This is a genomic window from Microbulbifer maximicatervae (SeqCode) (genome assembly GCF_052467505.1).
Genome location: NZ_CP174313.1, coordinates 622,258 through 643,413 on the forward strand (window position 1 = coordinate 622,258; position 21,156 = coordinate 643,413).

Below are 21,156 nucleotides of genomic sequence, written 5' to 3' on the forward strand. Positions count from 1 at the left end.
GTCTGCTTTAATTCCGACGTTCCCCACAGTTTTGAAAAATAATTTAGATTCTGTTCAATTTTTATGAAAATTATGTGAAAAATTTCCCAAAAAAAAGCTGCGTGATAATTAGGATCGATCGTCTCAACTAAATATCGAATGTTAAGAATCGTAAAGATGCCAACATGAGGTAGGGCTGGTTAAGCTGTCGATAGGACGTGCTTTGCCGTTGCACGCAGCATTATTTTGAGAGAAAAGCTTGTGAGAAAAATAATTCCTCTCGTCGCCATTGCAGTGGCAGCAGGGTATTTCGTTTGGTCCAAAAGCCAATCTGAAGGTCAAAAACCAGTCGCTGAGCTGGAAAAGCCCAAGCCAGCTATCAGTAAATCTACTCAAAAAGCAGAGCCGCTTAAACCTGAGGAGGTTCAGGTGGGTGAAGAAGAACTCCTCGAAAGTGATGAAGAAAAAGCACTTTGGGTTGAGTCAGAGCTGGCCAGGGAAGCTCTTTATGAAAATGGTCGCCTACCAGTAGATCTCAATGGTGAAACCTATCTCGAGCTGGATATTGATATGCTCCGGAATCTCACTGTTGGTGATTACGTCGACATTGACTTGCCAGGTATTGAAGGTGATTACGATGCTCAGGTTGGCAGTATTGAAGAGCATGCCAGTGGCAACAAAAGCGTACAATTAAATCTCCCGGGGATGACTCGCCTGCATGGCGCAACTTTTACTCTCGGAGCAAACTCTGTTTATGCACAGCTAAACTTACCTTCCGGGTCATACACAATGGAAGGTCAGGGTAGTTATGCGTGGATAGCGCCTAATGGTGCATTAATTAAAAACCACGTAGAGAAACACGATAAGGATATGTCCTCGGAAGCACCTCGTGAAAAGACCTGGTCGGATGACGATTTACCGCTAAACGACTTCAAATAAGAAGAAATTGATTCAAAGTAATTATGCTTTGAATTAATAATCAGGCAAAGGAAGGCCCAAGTAAATCCTGCAGATACCGGGGGCTCGTCTCCTCAGGCGGTTAAAGGACTAGGGATAGTTTTTTAATCGAGTCAGGGTATTAAAAGCGTACTGTTACTCCTTTGGGCAGCAATTTTAATTAATTGCTGGGGGAGGAGTGTGCACTACTTATTATAATAAAAGGAGTCTTATAATGAACCTGAAGAAAAGCCTGGCCGCTGCTATTGCAGCACTGACTGTTTCTGGCGCTGCGAGTGCCGATACCGTCGATATCGCTATTATGTACACTACACCTGCTGCGGAGTATACCGGTGATATCTCAGCCAAGATCGATAGCTATATCAGCTATGCGAACAATTCCTTTTCAAGGAATGGTATTGATATCCAGTTGAACCTGGTAGACACCTGGGAAGCTACCAGCTCCGATCTCCGTGTTAACGAAGAAACCCTGGACCTGATTACCTTCCACGACACTGTGAATGACTGGCGTTCCTCTGAAAAGGCGGATATGGTGGTTTTCCTGGGTAAAGCTGAAGAAACTGTAATCGACGGCAACACCTACATCACCTGTGGTATTGCCTGGGTTGGACGGGGTAGCAATGGCACCATGTACTCCAGCGCAAAAGAGCGTGCTTACAGCGTAACTGGCGTTGACTGTGGTTATAACACCTTCGTTCACGAGCTGGGCCACAATATGGGTCTGCTTCACTCAACCAAGCAGGGTGATACCTCTGGTGGCGTTTACTCTTACGGTATGGGTCACGGTGTAGATAACAAGTTCTCTACCATCATGGCTTACCCTTGGAAATACGGCGAAAACGTTACCCAGTACGATTGGTTCTCTGATCCTGACTGGTACGAGTGTGGTGGCTTGGCCTGTGGTGAGCGCTCAAACGGCGAAGACATTTCTAACGCTTACCGTGCTCTCGGTCCTATCACCGATGATGTCTCTGGTTACTACTAATCGGCACTAACCTGCTGAATGTAATATAGAGATTACTGGCTTATAGCCAAGGGAAATCGGGAGGTGCTCTCCCGATTTTCTATCTGGAAGGTACGGTTTAGTATTTAACCAAAAAATCGAATACTGAGTGGGTAGCGCCAGAATTGGCCTTCATTAGCCCGGATTGCACCAATCACAATAAATATAACATTGATTATTGCTAATGCAATCAGCCCAAAAATACCGATAATAAAAAATATCAGTATGACGGAAATAATGGAATAGATAAGCAAGCTTAACATCCAGTTAAATATCATCTTGCCGTGTTTATCGATTTCTTGAGAACGGTCCCTTGTTGTTGCCCACATAATAATGGGTAAAACAAAACCAGCACCAGGAATTACGATCCAAGCCAATTGACTTAGATGAAGCAGCATTATGAAGGTATTTAGTTCCATATCCCAAGGGCGATAATCTTCCATTTAGCGAATTTCCTTTTATCCAATATCCTGTGTAAGCAGATTTACCTAGCTGGCTCGTCCGGTTGATAGATAGAAACCCCAGTCATCTCTCCCTTGTGCAATAGCAGCTCGGGCAGCTTTATCTGCATCATAACTTACCTTAAAAAATTCTGCGCTCCAGGCTCCATTTTTGCTTCTCTCTATCAGGGCGTAACTCGCATGGGGGCTAAAGGTTTCCATAATATGGGGTTGCGGTTCACTGTCAGTATAAGCCGGTAGCCCAGCGCTGCCTGGATTTACGACCAGCTGGCCACTACTGACAGAGATACAGCGTGGTTGATGTGTATGCCCACATAGAATTACTTTTGAGGAAATCTTTCCAAGGAGGTTGAGGATTTCGTGGTTGGAACGTATCTGGGGGCGGCCGCTGCTGGTATCTTCCAGCAGATATATGAGGTCACTACTGGGTGTTCCATGGCAAAGAAAGACTTCATCGGTGATTTGTAAGCTGGGTGGTAACTGCTTCATCCATAATAGTGGTTCAACACCAAGGTCTTTCAGAATAAATTGCAGAGTTGGGTTGCTTTCTATTTCGGTAGGTGTGGCTTCATATATTTGCCGGTCCTGATTACCGCGAATAGTCGTGTAACCTTGCTCCATTAAGCGTTCATAGGTGAGTCGTGGCGCAATAGGGCCATATAAAATATCACCCAGGTTCACCGTTAGATCGGCGCCTCTCTTTTTTAGATCAGCAACAATGGCATCGAGGGCATAAACATTGCTATGGATGTCAGACAGGACCGCTATTCGCATTGAGCTCTCCGCTGGACTGCTGAAAGTACTTTGACTGCCGCTATATTTTCACAGAAAGCTTCCTGTCGTCCATAAAACTATAAAAAATCAGCGGTCAAAAGCCAGGCGAGAGGCCAAGCCGAGGAAAATAACTCCAAGAAAACCATCCAGGTGCCGCTGAATACTGGCCTGTGTAGCAAGAGATTTTCCCAGCTTGCTAAACGAAAGGGATACCAGGGTGTTAAAAGCCAGCGCTGTAATGCTTAAGAGTACGCCCAATACAAGAATTTGGGGCGTGATTGCCTGGGATGACACGGTAAATTGAGGCAGGAAAAGGCTAAAGAAAAGTAGGGCTTTGGGGTTCATTAGGTTGTTGAGTAAGCCCCGGGCGATCAGCTGTGTTGCCGACAGAACCACTGTATCTGGTTGGTTATTTTGTGTCACTTTATTTGAACGCCAATTGCGAAGGAGTGACAATCCTAGCCAAGCTAAATATACGGCGCCTACCAGTTTTACTACCAGTGCTACCAGAGGCATCGTCTGCATAATATGTCCGAGTCCGAGAGCAACTAGCGCCGATTGCACCATCCCGGCAGTAAAAATGCCCAATGAGATCATTGCTCCTGCAGTAAATCCGCGAGCCGAAGAGTAAGCAGATATTAACAGTAGGTCAGGACCAGGGGAGGCCGCTAGAACAATCGCTGCGATCAAGAAGGCGGGTAAAATACTGAGGTCGATCATATGGGGGGTGCCCTGAAATTGCGATTTTATCACAGCAGGTGAGCTTACTTCTATGATGGCCGTGCCTTGCTTTTTCCCTGGCTTCTACAATAGAAGTGAGTTCTACGACAGGGTGCAATGGTACCAGTGAGCCATATAGACCGGGTGTTAGTGGTTGGTGCGGGTCCAACGGGGTTGGCGGCAGCTTGTGCTTTGTCTTTCTATGGAATCAAATGCCGAATAGTTGAACGCCGTAGCAAACCCAGTGAACTCTCTCGGGCAGTCGGTATTTTTCCCTGCACCATCAGGCGCCTTCTCAAGGTTGGTGTTTCAGATAATTTGGTCTCTGAGGCGATGCGACTCTGTAAAGTTCAATATCTTCAAGCGGGTAGGCCGCTGTTATTTTTGGATAACCGAGGCGATGCATATAAAGAGTATGTGGGCTTTGGGTTACCACAAAATCGCACTGAGGAGATCTTGAAGGATGCTCTGCTCACACAGGGTGTCGTAGTTGAATACGGTATTGCCGCTACTGAGGTGGACTCTAGTGAGCACAGAGTGGAAGTCACCCTGTCTGACGGTAGTGTCGAATGCTTTGACTGGTTAATTGCTGCTGACGGCGTTCATTCAACAATTCGTGAGAAGCTGAGTATTCCATTTTCTGGTACAGATTTGCCGGAACCTTGGGGAGTCGCTGATGTAGATATAGAAGGAGAGTGTGATCCCGATTTAGTTAGCGTGGATATTCAGCGGCCCGGCAATCAATTTACAATTACTTTACCTATGGGTAAACAGCGTTTAAGAGTAGTTGCTACCCAGCCAGATGCGTTGGGAGCACTAGATGTGCCGCTAAAAATTAAGAATATCCATCGCTCCGGTAGTTTTCAAATTTCAATTCGGCAGGCGAAGAGTTATCGCTCCCAGCGCGTACTTTTAGTCGGAGACGCCGCTCACTGCCATTCTCCCGTAGGTGGCAAGGGTATGAATCTGGGTATTGCCGATGCGATAGCTGCAGTTGATGCGATTATAAACGGCACAGTAGATAGTTATTCCGATGAAAGGCGTAAAATAGGCGCGGCGACGATTCGAAAGACAGAAATTGTTAGGCGGATTATAAGCTCAAATTCCTTGCTAAATAAAATATTGGTGCGGATGTTGGCAAAGCTCGCCGTATCTTTTCCGGTGGTACGACAAGCATATACCCAAAACCTGACAAAGCTTTAAATGAACGTTTATTCTTTAAGGATTTCGTTGTAACCGTAGGTATCATTGCCGAAAACCTGAAAAGTGTCGATTTTAGGGGTATCATATTCGACAAGTCCCTCATAGGTTGAATATAAATCTTTTCCGTAGGGGGCTACCTTTATGTGGTTGGCAGTGCATCTTCCTACAAAGGAGAACCTTCTACTATTATCGCTGGTATTGGAATGGGAAGCATGTAAGTTCAATGAAGAAAAGATCAAACACTCCCCAGCTTTCATCTCTAAATCTATCACCATAAATTGATTAAGGAAATCATCTCCAATTAATTTTATGGAGCTAAATAAAATAAGAGTACTTTTATTAATTAGCTCCAAAGTTTTGGCTGATGGACCTAAATACTCGTCCACTATTTCACGGCCTGTAGGTAAGTATTCCCTATTTGGATATACCCAGCCATTCATATCAAGGAGGTTAGCAACTGCTTTATCAATGATATAGGGTCAGAGTGTAAAAACCCGAACATGGCCCCAATCCAGCATGGCGCTGCCGGCCGATATGCCTTTCTCTAAAACCAAGGGCTTCAATTTTCTCGACAAGAGCTGTACAGCGGCAGCAATTCCAATAGGCCCTGCGCCAATGATAATCGCGTCGTGTATCTTGTTCATAAGTCTCTACCTCCAAAATACCTGGAATTAAAACAGAAGGGTGTACAGGTAACCCGCTGTGATAGCCATACCTAAAACAACCACTAAAAATGCTGCGATCATCTGGGTTTTAAAGATGGACCTTAATAGGATAACTTCTGTCAGGCTGGCGCCAGCACTGCCGATAATTAGTGCCATTACCGATCCGAGAGCCATGCCCTTTTGCACCAAACCAGCACTCAGAGGGATAACAGCAGAGGCACGTATATAGAGTGGAATACCGATTACAGCTGCAATTGGAATCGCGTACCACTTGTTTTCTCCTGCGTAGGTTACGATCAAATCAGTAGGAACAAATCCGTAAATGAATGATCCCAGAGAAATACCGAGCAGTAAATAGGGGAGTGTTTTTTTAAAATCTATCCAGGTGGAATTCCAAATAATGACCCAGCGATTTAGTTTCTGGGTTTCTACTCCCCCCTCAGAATCACAGCTATTTGCCGGAGTATTGATACAGCAGGATGTAGTTTCTCCAGTTTTTGCAGCTGATGATAGAGAAGATATTGTTGCTGTATTGGTTGCGCCAGTTGTAGCCAAGACTCCATTATTAAATGCCAAATTATTGGCTATCCCTTTGTTCTCACTGGGTGAAGGGGGATTTTTACTATTTGTGTCTCGGTAGACACCATCGCGGACAAAACGCTCGAATCCAAATTTTTCCAGTGCAAATCCCGCAGAAATTGACACAGTCATCGCTAGAGTGAAATAAAAAATCGCTACGTTGAGACCAAATGTAAAGATCAACAAGCCAATAACAATCGGATTAAGTAGAGGGCTGGAGAATAGGAACACCATCATTGGTCCGAAACCAGCGCGGGCGCGAAGTAGACCCTTCAAAAATGGAATAGTAGAGCATGAACAGAAAGGTGTAATGGAGCCAAGTAATGCGGCTATTACGTAGCCTCGGCCATTGCGTGAGCTTAGGGTCGCTTGGATTTTTTCCGGTGTAATGTACTGCTGCAATACACCAACGAGGTAGCTGATAGCTAAAAATAATACTGTCAGCTCAACTGCAAGAAAAGCAAACATAGAGAGAGCTTCTTCTAGCATGGATACGAACTCTGGGGGCATTGTTTTAGCTCCTTAATTAAATTGGTAGTACTAGAAATATAGAAATAATGAATTTTGTCAGTGTGTTTTCATTAGCTTTGAAGTGTGATTTATGGTGCCAAGAGATCCCTTTTACGGATTGCTTGTGATGTTGTCAGGCGACATTGGATATCAGTGAATCTAAAACGCCCTTGCCGCTATGCACGCCACCCTCCATTTCCTGAGAGGATTTACTCCGAACTAAGTAGCCGGCAAAACCTTGCTCTGAAGTAGCTGGTTGACCATTGAAATGAATCGTAAACATACCTATTTCACTGATTAAATCGCCTACTAAATATAATTCAGAGTCTCTGACTACCAGGGCGGGGTTGTTTCTAGGGGGCGGGCTCAAGCGTGGCATTAGTGCCCAGGCAGGGTATTCGTCTACTGAGAGCTGTTTGAGTTTCAGCTTGATATCCTGGCCAAAGACACAGTGCCCGCCGCCTTCTCCCTGATTTTTGAGCACCCACTTAGAGGCGTTCTGCTGACTGAACCATCCTATCGTCTCTGATGAAATTGGTTGCATCTCGCCAAGTAATGACTTGATTAGAACCGCTTCATCCTGGGATACATTGAATCCGGTTAGCGTTTCTACTGACATGGACGAAAGGATCATTTGTACACGCTTGCTGGTAGCCAGTTGTTGGCTTACGGTTGCATTAATTGCGATCCGATGGCTCTCAAGCAAAATTCGCGATTGCATCAGTGTTTCACAGCAGCGCTCGCTATCCAGGTCTTTGGCGACATAATCACAGTAGTTGTAGCCGGCTCGTAAATACACGCAATCTACAGGGCCTATTCCTTGCAGCAGGAGCCTATTGTTGGGGCCTGTTACCAGGCCCGCTTTGAGTTCGCGAAAGGTCTTTCGTACCGTACGTATGCCTTTTTCAGCTAAGGCATATTCAAGAAGGTGTTGGTCGAAGACATTGTCTTCATGCTCCTGTATCACCATTAGAAATGTTGGGTTGCCACCATCTCCAAACTCGCTTTTGATGGCTCTTGTCGCATCGGCAAGGCCTTGGGAGAGTCGCTCAATTGCTGGGTTCTCTATAGGTTGGCCGTTCGAAGTATTGGACCAATTGGAATAGGTCTCAGGACTTTGCGAGCGGATGAATTGGTGCAACTCGTAATTACGCTGCCCAAAGGGCCCCATTCCTGCTGCGATTCCATTGAACTCAATGAGCTTTGGTCCTTGGCTCACATCGTCCATAAAGTCACTTCTCATAATCAGGAGGGGGAGGCGGGGCGCATTTTTTATTTGACCATGCATGGCGAGTAAGGCACCGAAAAACGGGTCTCCATGTGCAACAGGACTGATAGCTTCGTGAAGAAATTGGTGATCTTCTGAGACTTGATGGATCAGCTTTCCCAATAGGGGTACTGCTTTCTTTAACGTCTCAAACCGTTCCAGAGCGATAGTACTTGGGGTAAGGCTAAAAGGAACATGGCTCGCTGAGCCACGACTAGATTTGAAAGCCAAGCCATGGGCAAGCCCCCACTCTACCGCTTCATTGGCTGCCTGAATGGCGTTTGGATGGCTCTTTTTCATGGTTTCCTCTGGCCTTTGTATGCTGGGGTACACAACTCAAATGATATGATATTTCTAGAATAATGGAAATATAGGTGTTAAGTAAAGGTGTGTGTTCGAGTTATTTCCGAGGTATCTAAGAAAGGTATCAAGGGAAGGGAGCCAACTAAAGCTGGCTATTGCTGTGAATGGTCATTCTAGCGGTACCTAATGCAGAATTTAGGGCCTACATGTACCTATCGGGGTGAAGAGAGGAAAGTTCGGACGTCATCGATAGAGGTCGCCCAAAGCAGGAGCGACATTGTTCAGTGCTGATCCGGTACCGCACACTTGATATCAGGACACTTTATCGGTGTATTGAAATCATCGTGACAGCATTCATCTTGTAAAAACTGAATAACCTCAGTTAAGTGCTGATATTCGGCTACGCAGAACAGGGTTCGGCTCTCACGACGCTGGAAGATCAATCCCGCCGAAATCAGACTGGAAATATGGTGGGAAAGGGTTGACCCGGGGATATCTAACTGCTCCTGGATGTTGCCTACAGGAATACCCGGTAGGCCAGCTTTGACTACTTTTTTGTAGATCAACAAGCGGGTTGGGTGTCCCAGCTCTTTAAGCGATTTGGCTACTTCTTCGATTTCCATCATGATTTGGTCATAAGTTCTATATTCGTCGAAATATATACAGTTTAGTGCTAAAGATAAAGTGTCGTGTGGGGGGCTGCTCAAGCTAGTGCTGCCACTAGTTTCTTAGGATATTGAGAGGAAGCTACATTACTTATATTTCTTTAAACTATATTACCAAACTTACCGAAATAACGCTTTTACTGCTAATTGCCCCATAGTAGAAGGGGTAACACCGATTCTGAAGTAGACTCATTATCATCCAGAATTTTATTGTAGCCGTAAGAATCTTTGCCAAACACCTGAAAATTACCTACTTTGGGCAATGTGAATTCCAGCAAGCCCACCATGGTTGAAATGTTGTCTTTGCCATAAGGAACAACTTTTATGTAATTAGCTGTATACCTCCCGGCAAACGAAAATCGAGATTTATCTTTTGATGTGTTTGCATAGGATGTGTGCATATTTAGGGGTGAGAAAATAAGGCATTTACCGGCTTTCACTTCCAGGTCTTTTACCTCCAGATCACCAAAGAGATCTTCTTTAATAATTCCCCTTGCGTTGAACAAAAGGATGGCCGCTTCTTGAATGATCTCACCAAAAAGGAATTGCTTGGCAACTCTTTTCATCTTCAGCGCTAGAAAACAGGTTGGCCAATGTACTTTTCTTTCTCTTCGGTGGGGCTTTCATTTAGGTTGCCCAGATATTTTTATTTCAGGAGTTTTTAATGCAAAAGTCTTTAGTGTTAATGAGTTGATCTGAGTCTCAAATTCGAAGCAGTTGGATTAACGGCATAGGCATAGAGAGCAGCTAAAACGAGATCTGAACATGAAAGGGCGCCGTCAGTAGAAATAAAATCTCAGCTTATGTGATCGGCGCCCAGATAACTTTGGATTGCTATAAATCTTGGCCTCGCCAAGTTTTGGCTAGCAGGCTTACTGATGTTGAGCCAATTCGACCGGCCCATGGTCATCACAGTGATCACCATGAACATGGTGAAGTCGCCCGTTAACCAGGTAGTCAACATGATCTCCGTGGGGAACCTGCTCATGGCCACAGTTTTTGCCGTGGACATGGGAGCTGTCGTAGCCCCCTGTAACAGGGTGGCAACCCTCCGGGTTTTGGATGCTTACTTCCAAGACGTGCTCGTCGTAGTGGTCTTTGTGGGGATGGTGTAGGTGGCCGTCATGGAGGTAGCAGATATGGTCCCCGTGGCGAATGGCTGTGTGGCCACAGTGGCTATTATGTGTATGTGAATGATGCTCCGCCTGTTGGCACTTGCCTTTTTCCACGATAACTCTCCCGGCCGCTTGGCACTTGCATGGAACCACTCGTCGCCGAATGCTTCTAGAATCAATAATTTGGCGCCACATTTGGACAGCCCTACATACTAAATCTAAGAACATCCGGGTGTAGTTTCCAAATATGATCTTCTATCAATGGCAGAAAATCTGCCCCTACCCCTCAAATCTTGATCTGCGATGGCCTTACGGATGACTAGTCACTCAAATCTAGCCATCAATTCAATTTGCAATCGATTGCATTTGCGCATTATAGTTAAAGCACGGTGCATCAAGTAGCGTTTAGCAACTCTTTACGCAATCGATTGCATAAAGCTTTATAAAAATAGCACCGAAGTATCAGAACAGATAAGAATGACGACGAGAGGGAAGAGTTGATGAGCAAGAAACCATTGGCGCAGGCCGTATCCATGGCCGCGCTCTCCGTTGGTCTTTGCGGCTATGCCGCAGCCCAAGAAATTAGCCCTGAAAACGATATGGTGATGGAGGAAGTCATCACAACAGGCACCCCTGGCGGTGCAGGCATGCGTAAGCTGGATGCCAGCTTTTCTATCACAACTTTAAGTGATGATGAGATTAGCAAAGCCTCTCCTTCAAGTACTGCAGACCTGTTGAAGTCCGTTCCAGGCCTGTGGGTTGAGAGCTCTGGCGGTGTTTCTGGGGCAAATATCGATGTTCGCGGTTTCCCTGGCGGTAGTGATGCACCCTTTGTCACGGTATCCATGAACGGATTGCCTCTGTATCCAGCGCCAACACTCTCATTTTTAGAAAACTCTTCTCTATTTCGTGTCGATGAAACTATTCAGCGAGTGGAAGCTCTGCGCGGTGGACCCAATCCGGTTTTCTCCAATGGCCAGCCAGGTCTGACTACCAACTTTATCTTAAAAGAAGGTACTGAAGAGACTGAGGGGCGATTTAAGTACACTTTATCTGACTATGATCTGCAGCGGACCGATGCCGTGATGACCGGTAAGGTTTCGGATGATGTGTACTACATGGTTGGAGGCTACGTATCTTCCTCCCCTGGCATTCGTGATGCGGGTTTTGATGCGGAAGAAGGGCATCAATTTACCCTGCACATCACCAAAGAGATGGATAACGGCAAAGCGGGTTTTTACATCCGGGATACAAAAGATACTGGTACCTGGTATTTGCCCAATGCTGCATTTCTGGAAACAGATTACACCCAGGTAGGCCCCAGTAATCGCAAGGTTTCTGTACCCATTACTCAGGCTGACGGTAATGGCGGCTCAGAAACTACCTGGGAAACTTTCGATATGGGCGAAGGGCGCGGCTGGAATGGCAATGTAGCCGGTGCTTATCTGGAGCTAGACCTGGGGGATGGTTGGAGTCTCACCGAACGCTTTGGACTTACAGCAGGTAACGCTGATACTTTGGGTTTTGTTCCTAATGGTGCGCCTGTATCGCTGAATTCTCTTACTGATCAAGCAGTAGTAACCGCCTCTGGAAACGAACTTAGTGGCGATACTGTGGTACAGCAGTTTGGTGCCTGGGTAGTACGCAAAGATATCGAGGCTACGACAAATGACATTAGCCTGGCAAAAGAGTGGGATAACTTTAAAGTAACAGCCGGTTATTACACCTCAAGCTGGGAAGTTGATGAATGGTGGTCCCTGGGTAACCAGAAATACTACGTACTGGGTCAAGGTGGGGAGCTGATCACAGGAACTGCTGATGGCTCTGAGCTAACTGGTGATCTCGCTTGTAACACATCTGTAGATATTTCCACTTGTGATTGGAAATATGATGTGGATGCCGTGGGTGATGCCCGTGAAAACGCGCTTTATGTCGCCGGTGAGTTCTACTTAGGGGACTTTACCTTCGATCTGGGCGTGCGTTCCGCAAACCGCAAAACCAATTACTCCGTGGATCATGGTGAGCGAGACGGCAATTTTACCACTTATAAAGCGGACGAAGATGGCACTGCTTATACTGCCGCAGTGGACTGGGCCTTTGCCGAAAATATGGGCACTTTCTTCCGCATAAACTCCGGCTTTAAGTTCGCAGACTTTGACAACTATCGCGAGTTCGGTGATAGCTTCATTGCTGGGTCTGACCTTGTAATCGACATTGACCAATACGAACTGGGTTATAAATTGCAGGAGCAAGATTATTCCCTCTTTGCGACTCTGTTCTACAACGAAACCCAGGGCATGCCTGACTGTATCATTGGCAGCAGTACCTGTACTCGTTTAGAGACTGAGGCGCTTGGTCTCGAATTGGACGGTAAAGTTCACTGGGGAGATTTCACCTTTGGGTTAAATACTACCCTGCAAAAGCCAGAAATTACGAGTGGTGAATATGAAGGCAACCAGGTTATGCGTCAGCCTGAATACCAGGTGCGCCTGAGCCAGAATTATGATTTCACACTGAATAACATTGATATGGCTGTGTATACCGATATCAGTCGGGTAGGTGATCGCTTTAATGGAAGCAACAATGAAGTAACTTTGCCAGCCTATACAAAAGTTGATCTGGGTGCGGTGGCCTATATCAATGATATTACTGTCCAGTTGGCTGTGGACAACTTAACTGATGAAGATGGTATCACTGAAGGTGATCCCCGCGATCCGCTAGCGTCTAATGTCCGCTACATCTTGCCGCGCAATATCAAGCTCAGTTTCGCGTACGATTTTTAACCTCATGCCTCTCCCATAGGCTTCCAAGCTTTGCCGCACACTTCTCCAGTGTGCGGCTTTTTTATTGCTTAAAATCTAGTTGTAAATTACCTCCGAAACCATAATCAGAACAGAGCTTTGGGCATTTTTGACTGAGCTCAAGATCTACTCCGTTTGGCCTCGCAATAAAGTAATTGGTAGTTCTTGACACTCTACATGCTCTCATGTGAAAAGTATTAAACCTAATTAAATCAATAAGTTATAGACTTTTCTAATCTTGATTTCAAATGCTCAAATTAAGTCGCAAAACAAAAGGCCTGCTCAATAATAAAAAATATTTGATTTATGGGTGGCCTATAAGTGGAATTCAAGTTGCTTGAGTTGTACTGACAGGGATACTATGTGCATTAAATATTAAAATTGCTTAACTTGCTAACCTTTAGGTAAGTGGGGCTTTACTTGTTTGAGAATTTTCTGCATTGCAGAGGGTGAATCAGTTGGTATATCAAGATTTTATTTAGTTTTGCTTCAAGAGCAATTGATAATGTGTGTCTGATTCATATTCTTTCTCAAGAAATATTTGGCTGGTTAATTTTGTAATAAAGTAATGAAATCGAAGGGATAATAGTGATGGATTTTATTGAGAGACTTCAAGGTTTATCTAAAAAAATTGAGCAGGTTGGATCTGGGCTTGTAACCGAAGAGGCTACAAAGAATGCTTTAGTGATGCCGTTTCTTCACTCTGTGCTCGGGTATGATGTTTTTGATCCGAATGAAGTAATACCTGAGTTTACTGCAGACACAGGAACTAAAAAAGGTGAAAAAGTAGATTATGCACTAATAAAAGACGGTGAAGTTCAAATATTAATTGAGTGTAAAAAATATGGTGAAAAGTTGACTTCAAAGCATGCGAGTCAACTTTTCCGATATTTTTCTGTGACGAATGCCAGGCTTGCAATTCTTACAAATGGGGGCATCTATGAATTTTATACAGACCTGGATGCTCCAAATAAAATGGATGACAAGCCTTTTTTGACTCTTGATTTGACTGATATTGATGAGCACTTAGTCCCCGAGGTGAAGAAGTTAACGAAGTCCTCCTTTGATGTTGAGTCAGTTGTTGATGCTGCAGGTGAGCTTAAATATCTTAGCCAAATCAAGAGAGTGCTAGAACTCCAATTTGAATCGCCAGAGGAAGATTTTGTTAAATTCTTCGCATCGAGAGTTTATGATGGAGTTTTAACAGCTAAAGTTAAATCTCAATTTAGTGAAATTACAAGTAAAGCCTTAAAGCAGTTCTTGAACGATAGCATTAATGAGCGTTTAAAGTCCGCTATAGATCAGGATAGAAGTTCAAATGTCAATAGTAAGGATGAAGCTATAGGAGATGCTAAAGAGGGGGGAGAAAGCGGTCAGGAGACTGAGTCTAAAATCCAAACTACAGAAGAAGAGATAGATGGTTTTAATATTGTTAAAGCTATTTTTCGGCAAAAAGTAGATGTTAATCGAGTAGCCCCTAGAGATACACAGAGTTACTTTGGTGTTCTTCTTGATGATAATAATAGAAAGCCTCTTTGTCGGCTTCACTTTAATGCAAAGCAAAAGTACATCGGTATTTTCGATGCAGAAAAGAAGGAAACAAGGCATCCCATCTCATCACTTGACGAAATTTTTTCTTTCAATGAGCAGTTATTGGAAACCGTGGCACTTTATGAGGAGTGAACAGTAAGATAGACCTTCTTTAGAACTTACTTCTTGATGGTGAGTAAAAGGTGCAGTCAGTATAAAATTTATAGATTGCACCTTTTGAGTATTGTTCAAATTAGTTTTTCTTAACGTTCATTTAAATGAAACCCTTAATAGAGGGGTGTCTCATAGAAATATAAATACTAACTATAATGTTAATATCAAAAAGACAAAATCTAAGAGTATGTCAAATATAAGATTTCAACGTTAATGTCTGTAAGGGTGTCCTTGTCTAAGGAAAGCAGCTTCTACTGCTTTATGGAAAGCCCTCTTTATTCCCCTTGCTATCTGGATGCTGACTTTTATGCTGAAAGTGGCGTAAAAGTGGTGCGGGGATTTGTTATCTATACTCTTTTTTTCGCCTTTAATTAGATGTAGTATTATTTTATTTATATTGGTGGTTTTGAGTTGGTATGTTTTGGGTAATATGAAAAAAATTATTGGCTTTCTTGTTGTTATTGTTTTGGCAATACCACTGCTCGTCTATTTTTCTACCTATAAGGGGGAGAGAAGTTTTACCAATCATCATGGCCTTCCAAATGTTAATCTGGTTGTCGATAATGCATATTCTCTTTGGTTTACGCCTTATGATCCACTGATGGGGATGTATAATAATATAGGAGGGAAACTTGGATTTATTGTCTGTAGTGATGTACCTAATATCGCTTACGGAATGGCTGGATATTCATTTCAGGTCTTATTGAGAGATAGTTTTGTAAAAAATCCAAATTTTTATGATGCTCGAAATGGTAATAACCCAGAGAACCCATTTTTCCATCGCCGTGCAAGAAATCTATATTCCTATTTCCAGTCTATTCAATCTTTGAAGCCAGCATCTTATAAGCCGAAGTTGGGGGATCTGGCTTTTTATAGAAAGACTGAAAAAGGATATATTGCCCATGTTGCTTTAGTCACTTATGTTGATGATGGGGGATATAAAATCATGGAGTCAGCACCCAAAACCCTGTTCGCCAGGGAGGTAGAGATGGATTCTCCAGTGAAAAGGGGCTGGATCTTGGCGGGCTTTGGTAAAGTGTATTGAGGTGTTGTCCATGATTCATAGTCATGAAAGATATTGTTCTTCTAGTGATATATGCCTCCCGGTGATTTTTGTAGCCTAATTTTCCCTAGGCTCCAATTCCAGTTCACTGATAATTGAGATGTATTGCTGGTAGACAGCTTACATCCAGATGGGTATCTCAATACATCTAACATGTTTTTAATGGTAAGAAGTTTGATTAATCGGCTTTGATAGGGTCAGTTGTACTTAGCCCAATGGTTTCAGACTTGCCAGATTGGCATTATTGGGTAATTTAAGTGATCTGGCGCCTAATAAGGTTTCTAAATGTAAAAATTAGAGATCGTGCCATGTTTTAGGAGCATATTTATCCTTATTATCTAGTAGGATAATAGGTGTTTTTCTACAGTTATCTTTTCAGATATGAAGCACCGATAGAAGCGCCACAATGGGGAATCTCTGGATTCCCACTGATCTAGCTTTTCAGTGGCAAGGCGCTAACTTAACTTTCAACTAAAAGAGGGTTGCCGATGTCTATTGAACGATTGAGAACTCCTGAGGAGCGCTTTTCCCTACTACCGGGTTTTCCGTATACTCCCAACTATATTGATAGCCTGGAAGGCTACGATTCTATGCGTATGGCATATATCGATGAGGGGGAGCAGGATGCGGATGCTACCTTTCTTTGTCTCCATGGGGAGCCCAGTTGGGGTTACTTATATCGAAAAATGATCCCAGTTTTTGTTGAGGCAGGACACCGGGTAATTGCTCCAGATTTGTTTGGGTTTGGTCGCTCAGATAAGCCCGTCAGTGAAGATGTGTACACCTTTAACTTCCATCGTAACAGCCTGATGCGTTTGATTGAGGATTTGGACCTTAAGAATATTACGCTGGTTTGTCAGGATTGGGGTGGACTTCTCGGATTGACACTTCCAATGGATATGCCGGATAGATTTACCCGATTACTGGTAATGAATACGGCTATCGCAGCAGGGGATGGTGCATCAGAGGGGTTCTACCACTGGCGGAACTTCTCTGTCAATGTGCCTGAAATCCCTGTGGGAGGGCTCATTGCCAATGATGCTCAATCTGAGGTCAATTTATTCGATATAGTAGCCTATGATGCGCCTTTTCCAGACAACCGCTATAAGGCTGGCGTTCGTCGATTCCCGTCAATTGTACCGGTTGATCCTGATATGGAGGGAGCAGAGCTAGGGGTAAGGGCTCGAGAATTCTGGTCTAGGAGCTGGGGTGGTGAGAGCTTTATGGCGATTGGAATGAGGGACTTTGTACTTGGTGAGAAAGTGATGGAGTTGCTGAGGGGAACCATCAAAAACTGCCCCGAGCCTCTCAAAATAGCGGAGGCGGGCCACTTTGTGCAGGAATATGGTAAAGAAATTGCTGAAAAGGCTCTCAGCCACTTCAAGCTTTCCTCTACAGTAACTGAAAATTAAAGGCGTACTAGTGCCGGGATAAGTTATATTCCGGCATTCTGTTCACAGGTAGTCCAAGGCATTCAGGCTGTTCTTATATTTCATAACTAATTTATAATCAGCGGCGCTGTTTATAGAATCTGTAGTCTTTATTAGAGAGTTTAAAGTGAAGTTTAAAGGCAGTCGTGGAATTATTCTGACTATTTTGGCAATGCTCTGTTTGGCTGGTATGGATGCGACAGGTAAGCTACTCATCCAGAACTATTCTATCGTTCAAATAATGGCGATTCGTTTCGCAATATTTTTCTTCATCGTTATAAGCTTGGCAACACTCAAAGGGAGCTCGGATATAGTGCGAAGTGAAATATTTGGCACTCAAATAGCTCGCTCTATTGTTCTCGCTCTTGAGGTGTCAGTATTTATTTTTGCTTTTAGTATGATGTCTTTGGCTGATGTGCATGCTATAGCTGCGACAGCCCCATTATTTGCAATATTAATGGCTGGATGGTTTTTAGATGAGAGAATAGACACAAGGAGCTGGGTCAGTGTTACGGCTGGATTTATAGGTGCCCTTATTATCATTAGGCCTGGAATGGGAATGATGGGTTGGCAAACCTTGATTCCCATCTTAGGAGCTATCCTATGGGCCGTATATCAAGTGCTTTCACGCCGTGTTTCACACTTTGATAGTGCCGATACAACCGTTTTCTATACCGCGACCATTGGTCTTATTATTTTTGGAAGCTTAGCACCATTTTATTGGGTAAAGCCGACAGTATCAGGATGGCAATTGTTGATTTTGAATGGACTCTTAGGTGCAATGGGCCACTATTTGCTGATTAGGGCACTGGCACTTACTCCAGCTTCGATTTTGCAGCCTTTTAGTTATGCTTTACTATTTTGGGCTATTGTTATTGGCTTTGTAATTTTCGGAGATCTGCCTGATGGAATTACATTATTTGGCGCCTTAGTAATATTGGCTGCAGGATTTTATGCTTCAGACCTAGGCCGCGCATTGATTGGTGTTTCACAGATTAAGGCCAAAAAGGGGAAGGATGATGCTGAATCAGAGTCAAAGTTAATGAGTTAAAAAACCAATTTGATAAAGGGCGCTCTAATGATGGTTGTAGAGTGCCCCCCTGATTTAACAGTGGCGAGATTAGGTAGCGCCACTTTCAATTCAATTCAATTAGTGATTAGGTATCTGGTACTTGAAGATTTAAAAAACTCAAGTGTCACGATGCTCAAGAAAGCCGCCATCTACCCAATTGATTATCAAGTCAACATACTCTTGTCCAGCATCTTCCGATGAGAAGTGAGATGCGTTGTCAAATATAACTAGCTTGCTATTGGGGATATGCTTGGATAAGGCAGTCGCATTATCTACTAAAACAAATGGATCTCTCTTACCCCAAGTGATCAATGTCGGAACTTTAATACCATTTAGTTTTCTCTCAATCCATGGAAGCTCTTTCGAATAGCTTCCAAAGAAACTGATGGCGCACTTGTGACTGTCACTATCAAAGGCTATGTCATAGTACTCCTGGATAGCTCGTTTACTGGGCTTGTAGTTGTGATAGCCGTCTTTGACGGCAGTCAGGAAGTTGGTTTTCATTACTGACTTCTTGTTTAAGCCTTTTGCTATCCAGCGAACCATTCGGGATCTGACAACGGCCATAAGAATAGGAGAGAGTTTTGGAGGGAAGGTGCCTGGGCCGTCAAAGATATTGAGACTCAAGAATCGTTGAGGGTGGTTAATAACGGCCGCTAAAGCAATAGGCACACCCACATCCGGCCCTACCAAGTGGGCCTGCTTGATGCCAAAATGGTTCATTATTTGAATAAGGGCTTCGCTCAGGCTGCTTGGAGACATATCTCCTTCCTCCGCTTTTGATAAGCCAAATCCTGGGATATCAAAGGCTAGCACATCAAACTTTTCACTAAATGCTTCAATGGATGACTCCCACATGCGAATACTTTGGGGTAGACCATTCAGCAGTAGTAGGCTGGGAGCCTGAGGTTTTTCCTTGCGTAGAAAGCGAATGTTAAATTTCCCTACAGAGACAAACTGCGGTGTAAATGTATCGTCAGCGGTTGAGGGTCTATTGGAGGCGTATTCGGTCAGGGCCTTGTCTAAGAGAGCTTGGGTCATAACAGGGTATATATTTATATGGGTCTATAGGTGATTTCGGGTTAAGTTACTTATTTATACTAGGTTACTCACTTGAGAGTTGGTTGCCAATAAGGCACTATTAAGTGGTTAAGTTACTTTTTGATAACCTATGGAGTGGAAGGGTGGGGACGCAGAATAAAAATAGTGAGAGGCGCGTGTTTGTGAATGATGATGAATGTCCCGTTCGCAATGTGGTAGCTCAAATTGGTGACAAGTGGTCCATCCTGATATTGTTTGCCCTTGTTGATGGTCCAGATCGCTTCAACTCCCTGAAGTCGCGCATTGAAGGGATTTCACAGCGAATGTTAACGCAAACCCTACGCGACTTAGAGCGCGATGGTTTTGTACTCCGTACTGTCTTTGCGCAGGTTCCAGTTAAAGTGGAGTATGAATTAACTGACCTGGGAAGGGGGTTATCTGCAGCTGTGTGGAAGTTAGTCTCTTGGGCAGATGAACATCATCCCGAGATTCGTAAAGCGCGCCTAAGATATGATGAGGATAATCAATCGTAGATTAAGGATTCTACCTTCTATTTTCCCCATTTAGGGCTTCTCTCAAAAATTATCAGCCTGCTTTGTAGTAAATCATGATCTGTACTTGCAATTTAGTTCAATAGGGCGTTTTGTGGTTGGAGCATTGCTGTAAATATATAGTTAGAATGATTGGCGATTTTAGTTTTCTTGAACTCAAGATATAACGGAATAGGGATTACAAGTAGATTTAAATTTCTTACCCTTAATAATTAAATATAAGTGACTAGAAGGTGAGTTATGGATTTTTTTGAAATTAACCGACACTCCTGGGATAGCCGCACCCGTATTCATGTGAAGTCTGAATTTTATAATGTTGATGGATTTCTAAGCGGAAAATCTACTTTAAATGAAGTTGAGCTTTCAGATATAGGTAGTGTGTCTGGAAAAAGTTTACTTCACTTACAGTGTCACTTTGGATTGGATACCTTATCTTGGGCTCGATTGGGGGCGAAGGTGACGGGAGTTGATATTTCTTCTATAGCCATTGCTGAAGCACAGGTTCTTTCTGATCGTTCAGGTTTACATGGAGAGTTTATCTGCAACGATATCTACAGTTTTGGAGAGTCAAACAATAAAGAATTTGATGTCGTCTTTACTTCATACGGCGCACTCTGTTGGTTGCCGGATATCGAGCGGTGGGCATCAGTTGTTGCTCAATGCTTAAAGCCGGGGGGGACTTTCTACATCGCGGAATTTCATCCATTTTATGATATTTTCTCTGGTTACACATACTTTCATCGAGCCGACCCAGATATTGAAGAGCAGGGTACCTATACAGAGAATGATCGGGGTGACAAGTCTACCCTAGCCACCTGGTCACATCCGATTAGCGATGTTGTGAGTGCATTATTAAAATATGGTATTCAAATCACCCAACTAAAAGAATACCCGTATAGCCCTTACAACTGTTTTGATGGCATGGAGGAGCGTGAGAAGGGGAAATACTACCTGTCTTTTAAAGGACATGAGATTCCGCTAATTTATACTATTAAAGGTGTCAAAGTTACTTGAGACAAAGAGCAATAATAGTAATCAGGCTGGCGGTAGATTTGCGCAGATTTTTTTTAGGGGAGGGAAAAGGAGGGTAATGAGTGCCGCCCCCTTAAACTTCCCATGTAAAGGCCCACTGGCTTCATATCCAACACTGCTTTCTTGCGTTTTGTCTAATTGGCGTAGATAGCCACTATTTACCATTCACAGATGTTTAGATTCCGTACTTAGTTGCCATTTCTTTAAGAGAAATTTCTTATAGCCCTTTTAGCAAGCTGGATCACACTCTGTTCAGGAGTA

The 21,156-nt window shown here is 43.7% G+C and carries 21 protein-coding genes; 10 read left to right on the forward strand and 11 right to left on the reverse strand.

From position 1 onward, the window contains the following. Positions 1 to 240: 240 nt before the first annotated feature. The gene (locus ACJJIN_RS02800; protein ID WP_444896784.1) at positions 241 to 918 is read left to right on the forward strand and encodes a protease inhibitor BamI-like protein; all 678 of its coding nucleotides are present in this window, start codon (positions 241 to 243) and stop codon (positions 916 to 918) included. 232 nt (positions 919 to 1,150) lie between these two features. After that, positions 1,151 to 1,921, forward strand: coding sequence for a zinc-dependent metalloprotease family protein (locus ACJJIN_RS02805; RefSeq protein WP_444896785.1), 771 nt, complete (start codon positions 1,151 to 1,153; stop codon positions 1,919 to 1,921). A gap of 104 nt (positions 1,922 to 2,025) precedes the next feature. Here the strand turns inward: ACJJIN_RS02805 and ACJJIN_RS02810 are convergent, their stop codons facing one another. From ACJJIN_RS02810 to ACJJIN_RS02820, 3 genes are all read right to left on the reverse strand, one after another. After that, positions 2,026 to 2,382 (reverse strand): DUF4870 domain-containing protein, encoded by a 357-nt coding sequence (locus ACJJIN_RS02810; protein ID WP_444896786.1) that lies wholly within the window; start codon positions 2,380 to 2,382, stop codon positions 2,026 to 2,028. A gap of 45 nt (positions 2,383 to 2,427) precedes the next feature. After that, positions 2,428 to 3,174 (reverse strand): metallophosphoesterase family protein, encoded by a 747-nt coding sequence (locus ACJJIN_RS02815; protein ID WP_444896787.1) that lies wholly within the window; start codon positions 3,172 to 3,174, stop codon positions 2,428 to 2,430. Positions 3,175 to 3,261: 87 nt separating this feature from the next. Beyond that, a complete protein-coding gene (locus ACJJIN_RS02820) occupies positions 3,262 to 3,894 on the reverse strand; it encodes a LysE family translocator (RefSeq protein ID WP_444896788.1) in 633 nt (210 codons plus the stop codon). 126 nt (positions 3,895 to 4,020) lie between these two features. Here ACJJIN_RS02820 and ACJJIN_RS02825 point away from each other — a divergent pair, with 126 nt between their 5' ends. Then, entirely contained in the window at positions 4,021 to 5,097 is a 1,077-nt protein-coding gene (locus ACJJIN_RS02825; RefSeq protein WP_444896789.1) for an FAD-dependent oxidoreductase, read from the forward strand. Positions 5,098 to 5,105: 8 nt separating this feature from the next. On the opposite strand, the gene ACJJIN_RS02830 is transcribed toward ACJJIN_RS02825, so the two are convergent. The 7 genes from ACJJIN_RS02830 to ACJJIN_RS02860 form a co-directional block, all read right to left on the reverse strand. Beyond that, positions 5,106 to 5,537, reverse strand: a complete 432-nt coding sequence (locus ACJJIN_RS02830) for a phytanoyl-CoA dioxygenase family protein (RefSeq protein ID WP_444896790.1) — start codon at positions 5,535 to 5,537, stop codon at positions 5,106 to 5,108. A 39-nt stretch (positions 5,538 to 5,576) separates the two neighbouring features. Further along, positions 5,577 to 5,741, reverse strand: coding sequence for an NAD(P)-binding domain-containing protein (locus ACJJIN_RS02835; protein ID WP_413665275.1), 165 nt, complete (start codon positions 5,739 to 5,741; stop codon positions 5,577 to 5,579). 27 nt (positions 5,742 to 5,768) lie between these two features. Then, complete coding sequence (locus tag ACJJIN_RS02840) at positions 5,769 to 6,851, reverse strand: permease (protein WP_413665276.1); 1,083 nt, start codon at positions 6,849 to 6,851, stop codon at positions 5,769 to 5,771. A 133-nt stretch (positions 6,852 to 6,984) separates the two neighbouring features. Next, positions 6,985 to 8,418, reverse strand: a complete 1,434-nt coding sequence (locus ACJJIN_RS02845; RefSeq protein WP_444896791.1) for a hypothetical protein — start codon at positions 8,416 to 8,418, stop codon at positions 6,985 to 6,987. 284 nt (positions 8,419 to 8,702) lie between these two features. After that, positions 8,703 to 9,047, reverse strand: a complete 345-nt coding sequence (locus ACJJIN_RS02850) for an ArsR/SmtB family transcription factor (RefSeq protein ID WP_413665278.1) — start codon at positions 9,045 to 9,047, stop codon at positions 8,703 to 8,705. A gap of 182 nt (positions 9,048 to 9,229) precedes the next feature. After that, complete coding sequence (locus ACJJIN_RS02855) at positions 9,230 to 9,652, reverse strand: hypothetical protein (RefSeq protein WP_444896792.1); 423 nt, start codon at positions 9,650 to 9,652, stop codon at positions 9,230 to 9,232. A 306-nt stretch (positions 9,653 to 9,958) separates the two neighbouring features. After that, the gene (locus tag ACJJIN_RS02860) at positions 9,959 to 10,315 is read right to left on the reverse strand and encodes a hypothetical protein (RefSeq protein ID WP_444896793.1); all 357 of its coding nucleotides are present in this window, start codon (positions 10,313 to 10,315) and stop codon (positions 9,959 to 9,961) included. 386 nt (positions 10,316 to 10,701) lie between these two features. On the opposite strand from ACJJIN_RS02860, the gene ACJJIN_RS02865 reads away from it, so the two are divergent. The 5 genes from ACJJIN_RS02865 (at position 10,702) to ACJJIN_RS02885 (ending at position 18,250) form a co-directional block, all read left to right on the forward strand. Then, complete coding sequence (locus tag ACJJIN_RS02865) at positions 10,702 to 12,984, forward strand: TonB-dependent receptor (RefSeq protein ID WP_444896794.1); 2,283 nt, start codon at positions 10,702 to 10,704, stop codon at positions 12,982 to 12,984. Between the two features lie 609 nt (positions 12,985 to 13,593). Next, positions 13,594 to 14,685 (forward strand): type I restriction endonuclease, encoded by a 1,092-nt coding sequence (locus ACJJIN_RS02870; protein WP_444896795.1) that lies wholly within the window; start codon positions 13,594 to 13,596, stop codon positions 14,683 to 14,685. Between the two features lie 451 nt (positions 14,686 to 15,136). Continuing rightward, entirely contained in the window at positions 15,137 to 15,751 is a 615-nt protein-coding gene (locus tag ACJJIN_RS02875; RefSeq protein WP_444896796.1) for a CHAP domain-containing protein, read from the forward strand. A gap of 506 nt (positions 15,752 to 16,257) precedes the next feature. After that, positions 16,258 to 17,181, forward strand: a complete 924-nt coding sequence (locus ACJJIN_RS02880; protein ID WP_444896797.1) for a haloalkane dehalogenase — start codon at positions 16,258 to 16,260, stop codon at positions 17,179 to 17,181. Positions 17,182 to 17,326: 145 nt separating this feature from the next. Further along, on the forward strand, positions 17,327 to 18,250 hold the full coding sequence (locus tag ACJJIN_RS02885) for a DMT family transporter (protein WP_444896798.1): 924 nt from the start codon (positions 17,327 to 17,329) through the stop codon (positions 18,248 to 18,250). A gap of 138 nt (positions 18,251 to 18,388) precedes the next feature. Here ACJJIN_RS02885 and ACJJIN_RS02890 read toward each other — a convergent pair whose 3' ends face one another. Next, a complete protein-coding gene (locus ACJJIN_RS02890) occupies positions 18,389 to 19,312 on the reverse strand; it encodes an alpha/beta fold hydrolase (RefSeq protein WP_444896799.1) in 924 nt (307 codons plus the stop codon). Between the two features lie 104 nt (positions 19,313 to 19,416). On the opposite strand from ACJJIN_RS02890, the gene ACJJIN_RS02895 reads away from it, so the two are divergent. Together ACJJIN_RS02895 and ACJJIN_RS02900 are read left to right on the forward strand one after the other, a co-directional pair. Continuing rightward, a complete protein-coding gene (locus ACJJIN_RS02895) occupies positions 19,417 to 19,845 on the forward strand; it encodes a winged helix-turn-helix transcriptional regulator (protein WP_444896800.1) in 429 nt (142 codons plus the stop codon). Between the two features lie 258 nt (positions 19,846 to 20,103). Then, complete coding sequence (locus ACJJIN_RS02900) at positions 20,104 to 20,877, forward strand: class I SAM-dependent methyltransferase (protein WP_444896801.1); 774 nt, start codon at positions 20,104 to 20,106, stop codon at positions 20,875 to 20,877. Positions 20,878 to 21,156 lie beyond the last annotated feature (279 nt).

Excerpts from the sequence above, each read along its gene's own strand:
- ACJJIN_RS02900 (WP_444896801.1), top strand. The coding sequence starts at position 20,104 with ATGGATTTTTTTGAAATTAACCGACACTCCTGGGATAGCCGCACCCGT.
- ACJJIN_RS02815 (WP_444896787.1), bottom strand. The coding sequence starts at position 3,174 with ATGCGAATAGCGGTCCTGTCTGACATCCATAGCAATGTTTATGCCCTC.
- ACJJIN_RS02870 (WP_444896795.1), top strand. The coding sequence starts at position 13,594 with ATGGATTTTATTGAGAGACTTCAAGGTTTATCTAAAAAAATTGAGCAG.
- ACJJIN_RS02845 (WP_444896791.1), bottom strand. The coding sequence starts at position 8,418 with ATGAAAAAGAGCCATCCAAACGCCATTCAGGCAGCCAATGAAGCGGTA.
- ACJJIN_RS02880 (WP_444896797.1), top strand. The coding sequence starts at position 16,258 with ATGTCTATTGAACGATTGAGAACTCCTGAGGAGCGCTTTTCCCTACTA.
- ACJJIN_RS02835 (WP_413665275.1), bottom strand. The coding sequence starts at position 5,741 with ATGAACAAGATACACGACGCGATTATCATTGGCGCAGGGCCTATTGGA.
- ACJJIN_RS02820 (WP_444896788.1), bottom strand. The coding sequence starts at position 3,894 with ATGATCGACCTCAGTATTTTACCCGCCTTCTTGATCGCAGCGATTGTT.
- ACJJIN_RS02855 (WP_444896792.1), bottom strand. The coding sequence starts at position 9,652 with ATGAAAAGAGTTGCCAAGCAATTCCTTTTTGGTGAGATCATTCAAGAA.
- ACJJIN_RS02890 (WP_444896799.1), bottom strand. The coding sequence starts at position 19,312 with ATGACCCAAGCTCTCTTAGACAAGGCCCTGACCGAATACGCCTCCAAT.
- ACJJIN_RS02805 (WP_444896785.1), top strand. The coding sequence starts at position 1,151 with ATGAACCTGAAGAAAAGCCTGGCCGCTGCTATTGCAGCACTGACTGTT.
- ACJJIN_RS02840 (WP_413665276.1), bottom strand. The coding sequence starts at position 6,851 with ATGCCCCCAGAGTTCGTATCCATGCTAGAAGAAGCTCTCTCTATGTTT.
- ACJJIN_RS02810 (WP_444896786.1), bottom strand. The coding sequence starts at position 2,382 with ATGGAAGATTATCGCCCTTGGGATATGGAACTAAATACCTTCATAATG.
- ACJJIN_RS02865 (WP_444896794.1), top strand. The coding sequence starts at position 10,702 with ATGAGCAAGAAACCATTGGCGCAGGCCGTATCCATGGCCGCGCTCTCC.
- ACJJIN_RS02875 (WP_444896796.1), top strand. The coding sequence starts at position 15,137 with ATGAAAAAAATTATTGGCTTTCTTGTTGTTATTGTTTTGGCAATACCA.
- ACJJIN_RS02850 (WP_413665278.1), bottom strand. The coding sequence starts at position 9,047 with ATGATGGAAATCGAAGAAGTAGCCAAATCGCTTAAAGAGCTGGGACAC.
- ACJJIN_RS02830 (WP_444896790.1), bottom strand. The coding sequence starts at position 5,537 with ATGAATGGCTGGGTATATCCAAATAGGGAATACTTACCTACAGGCCGT.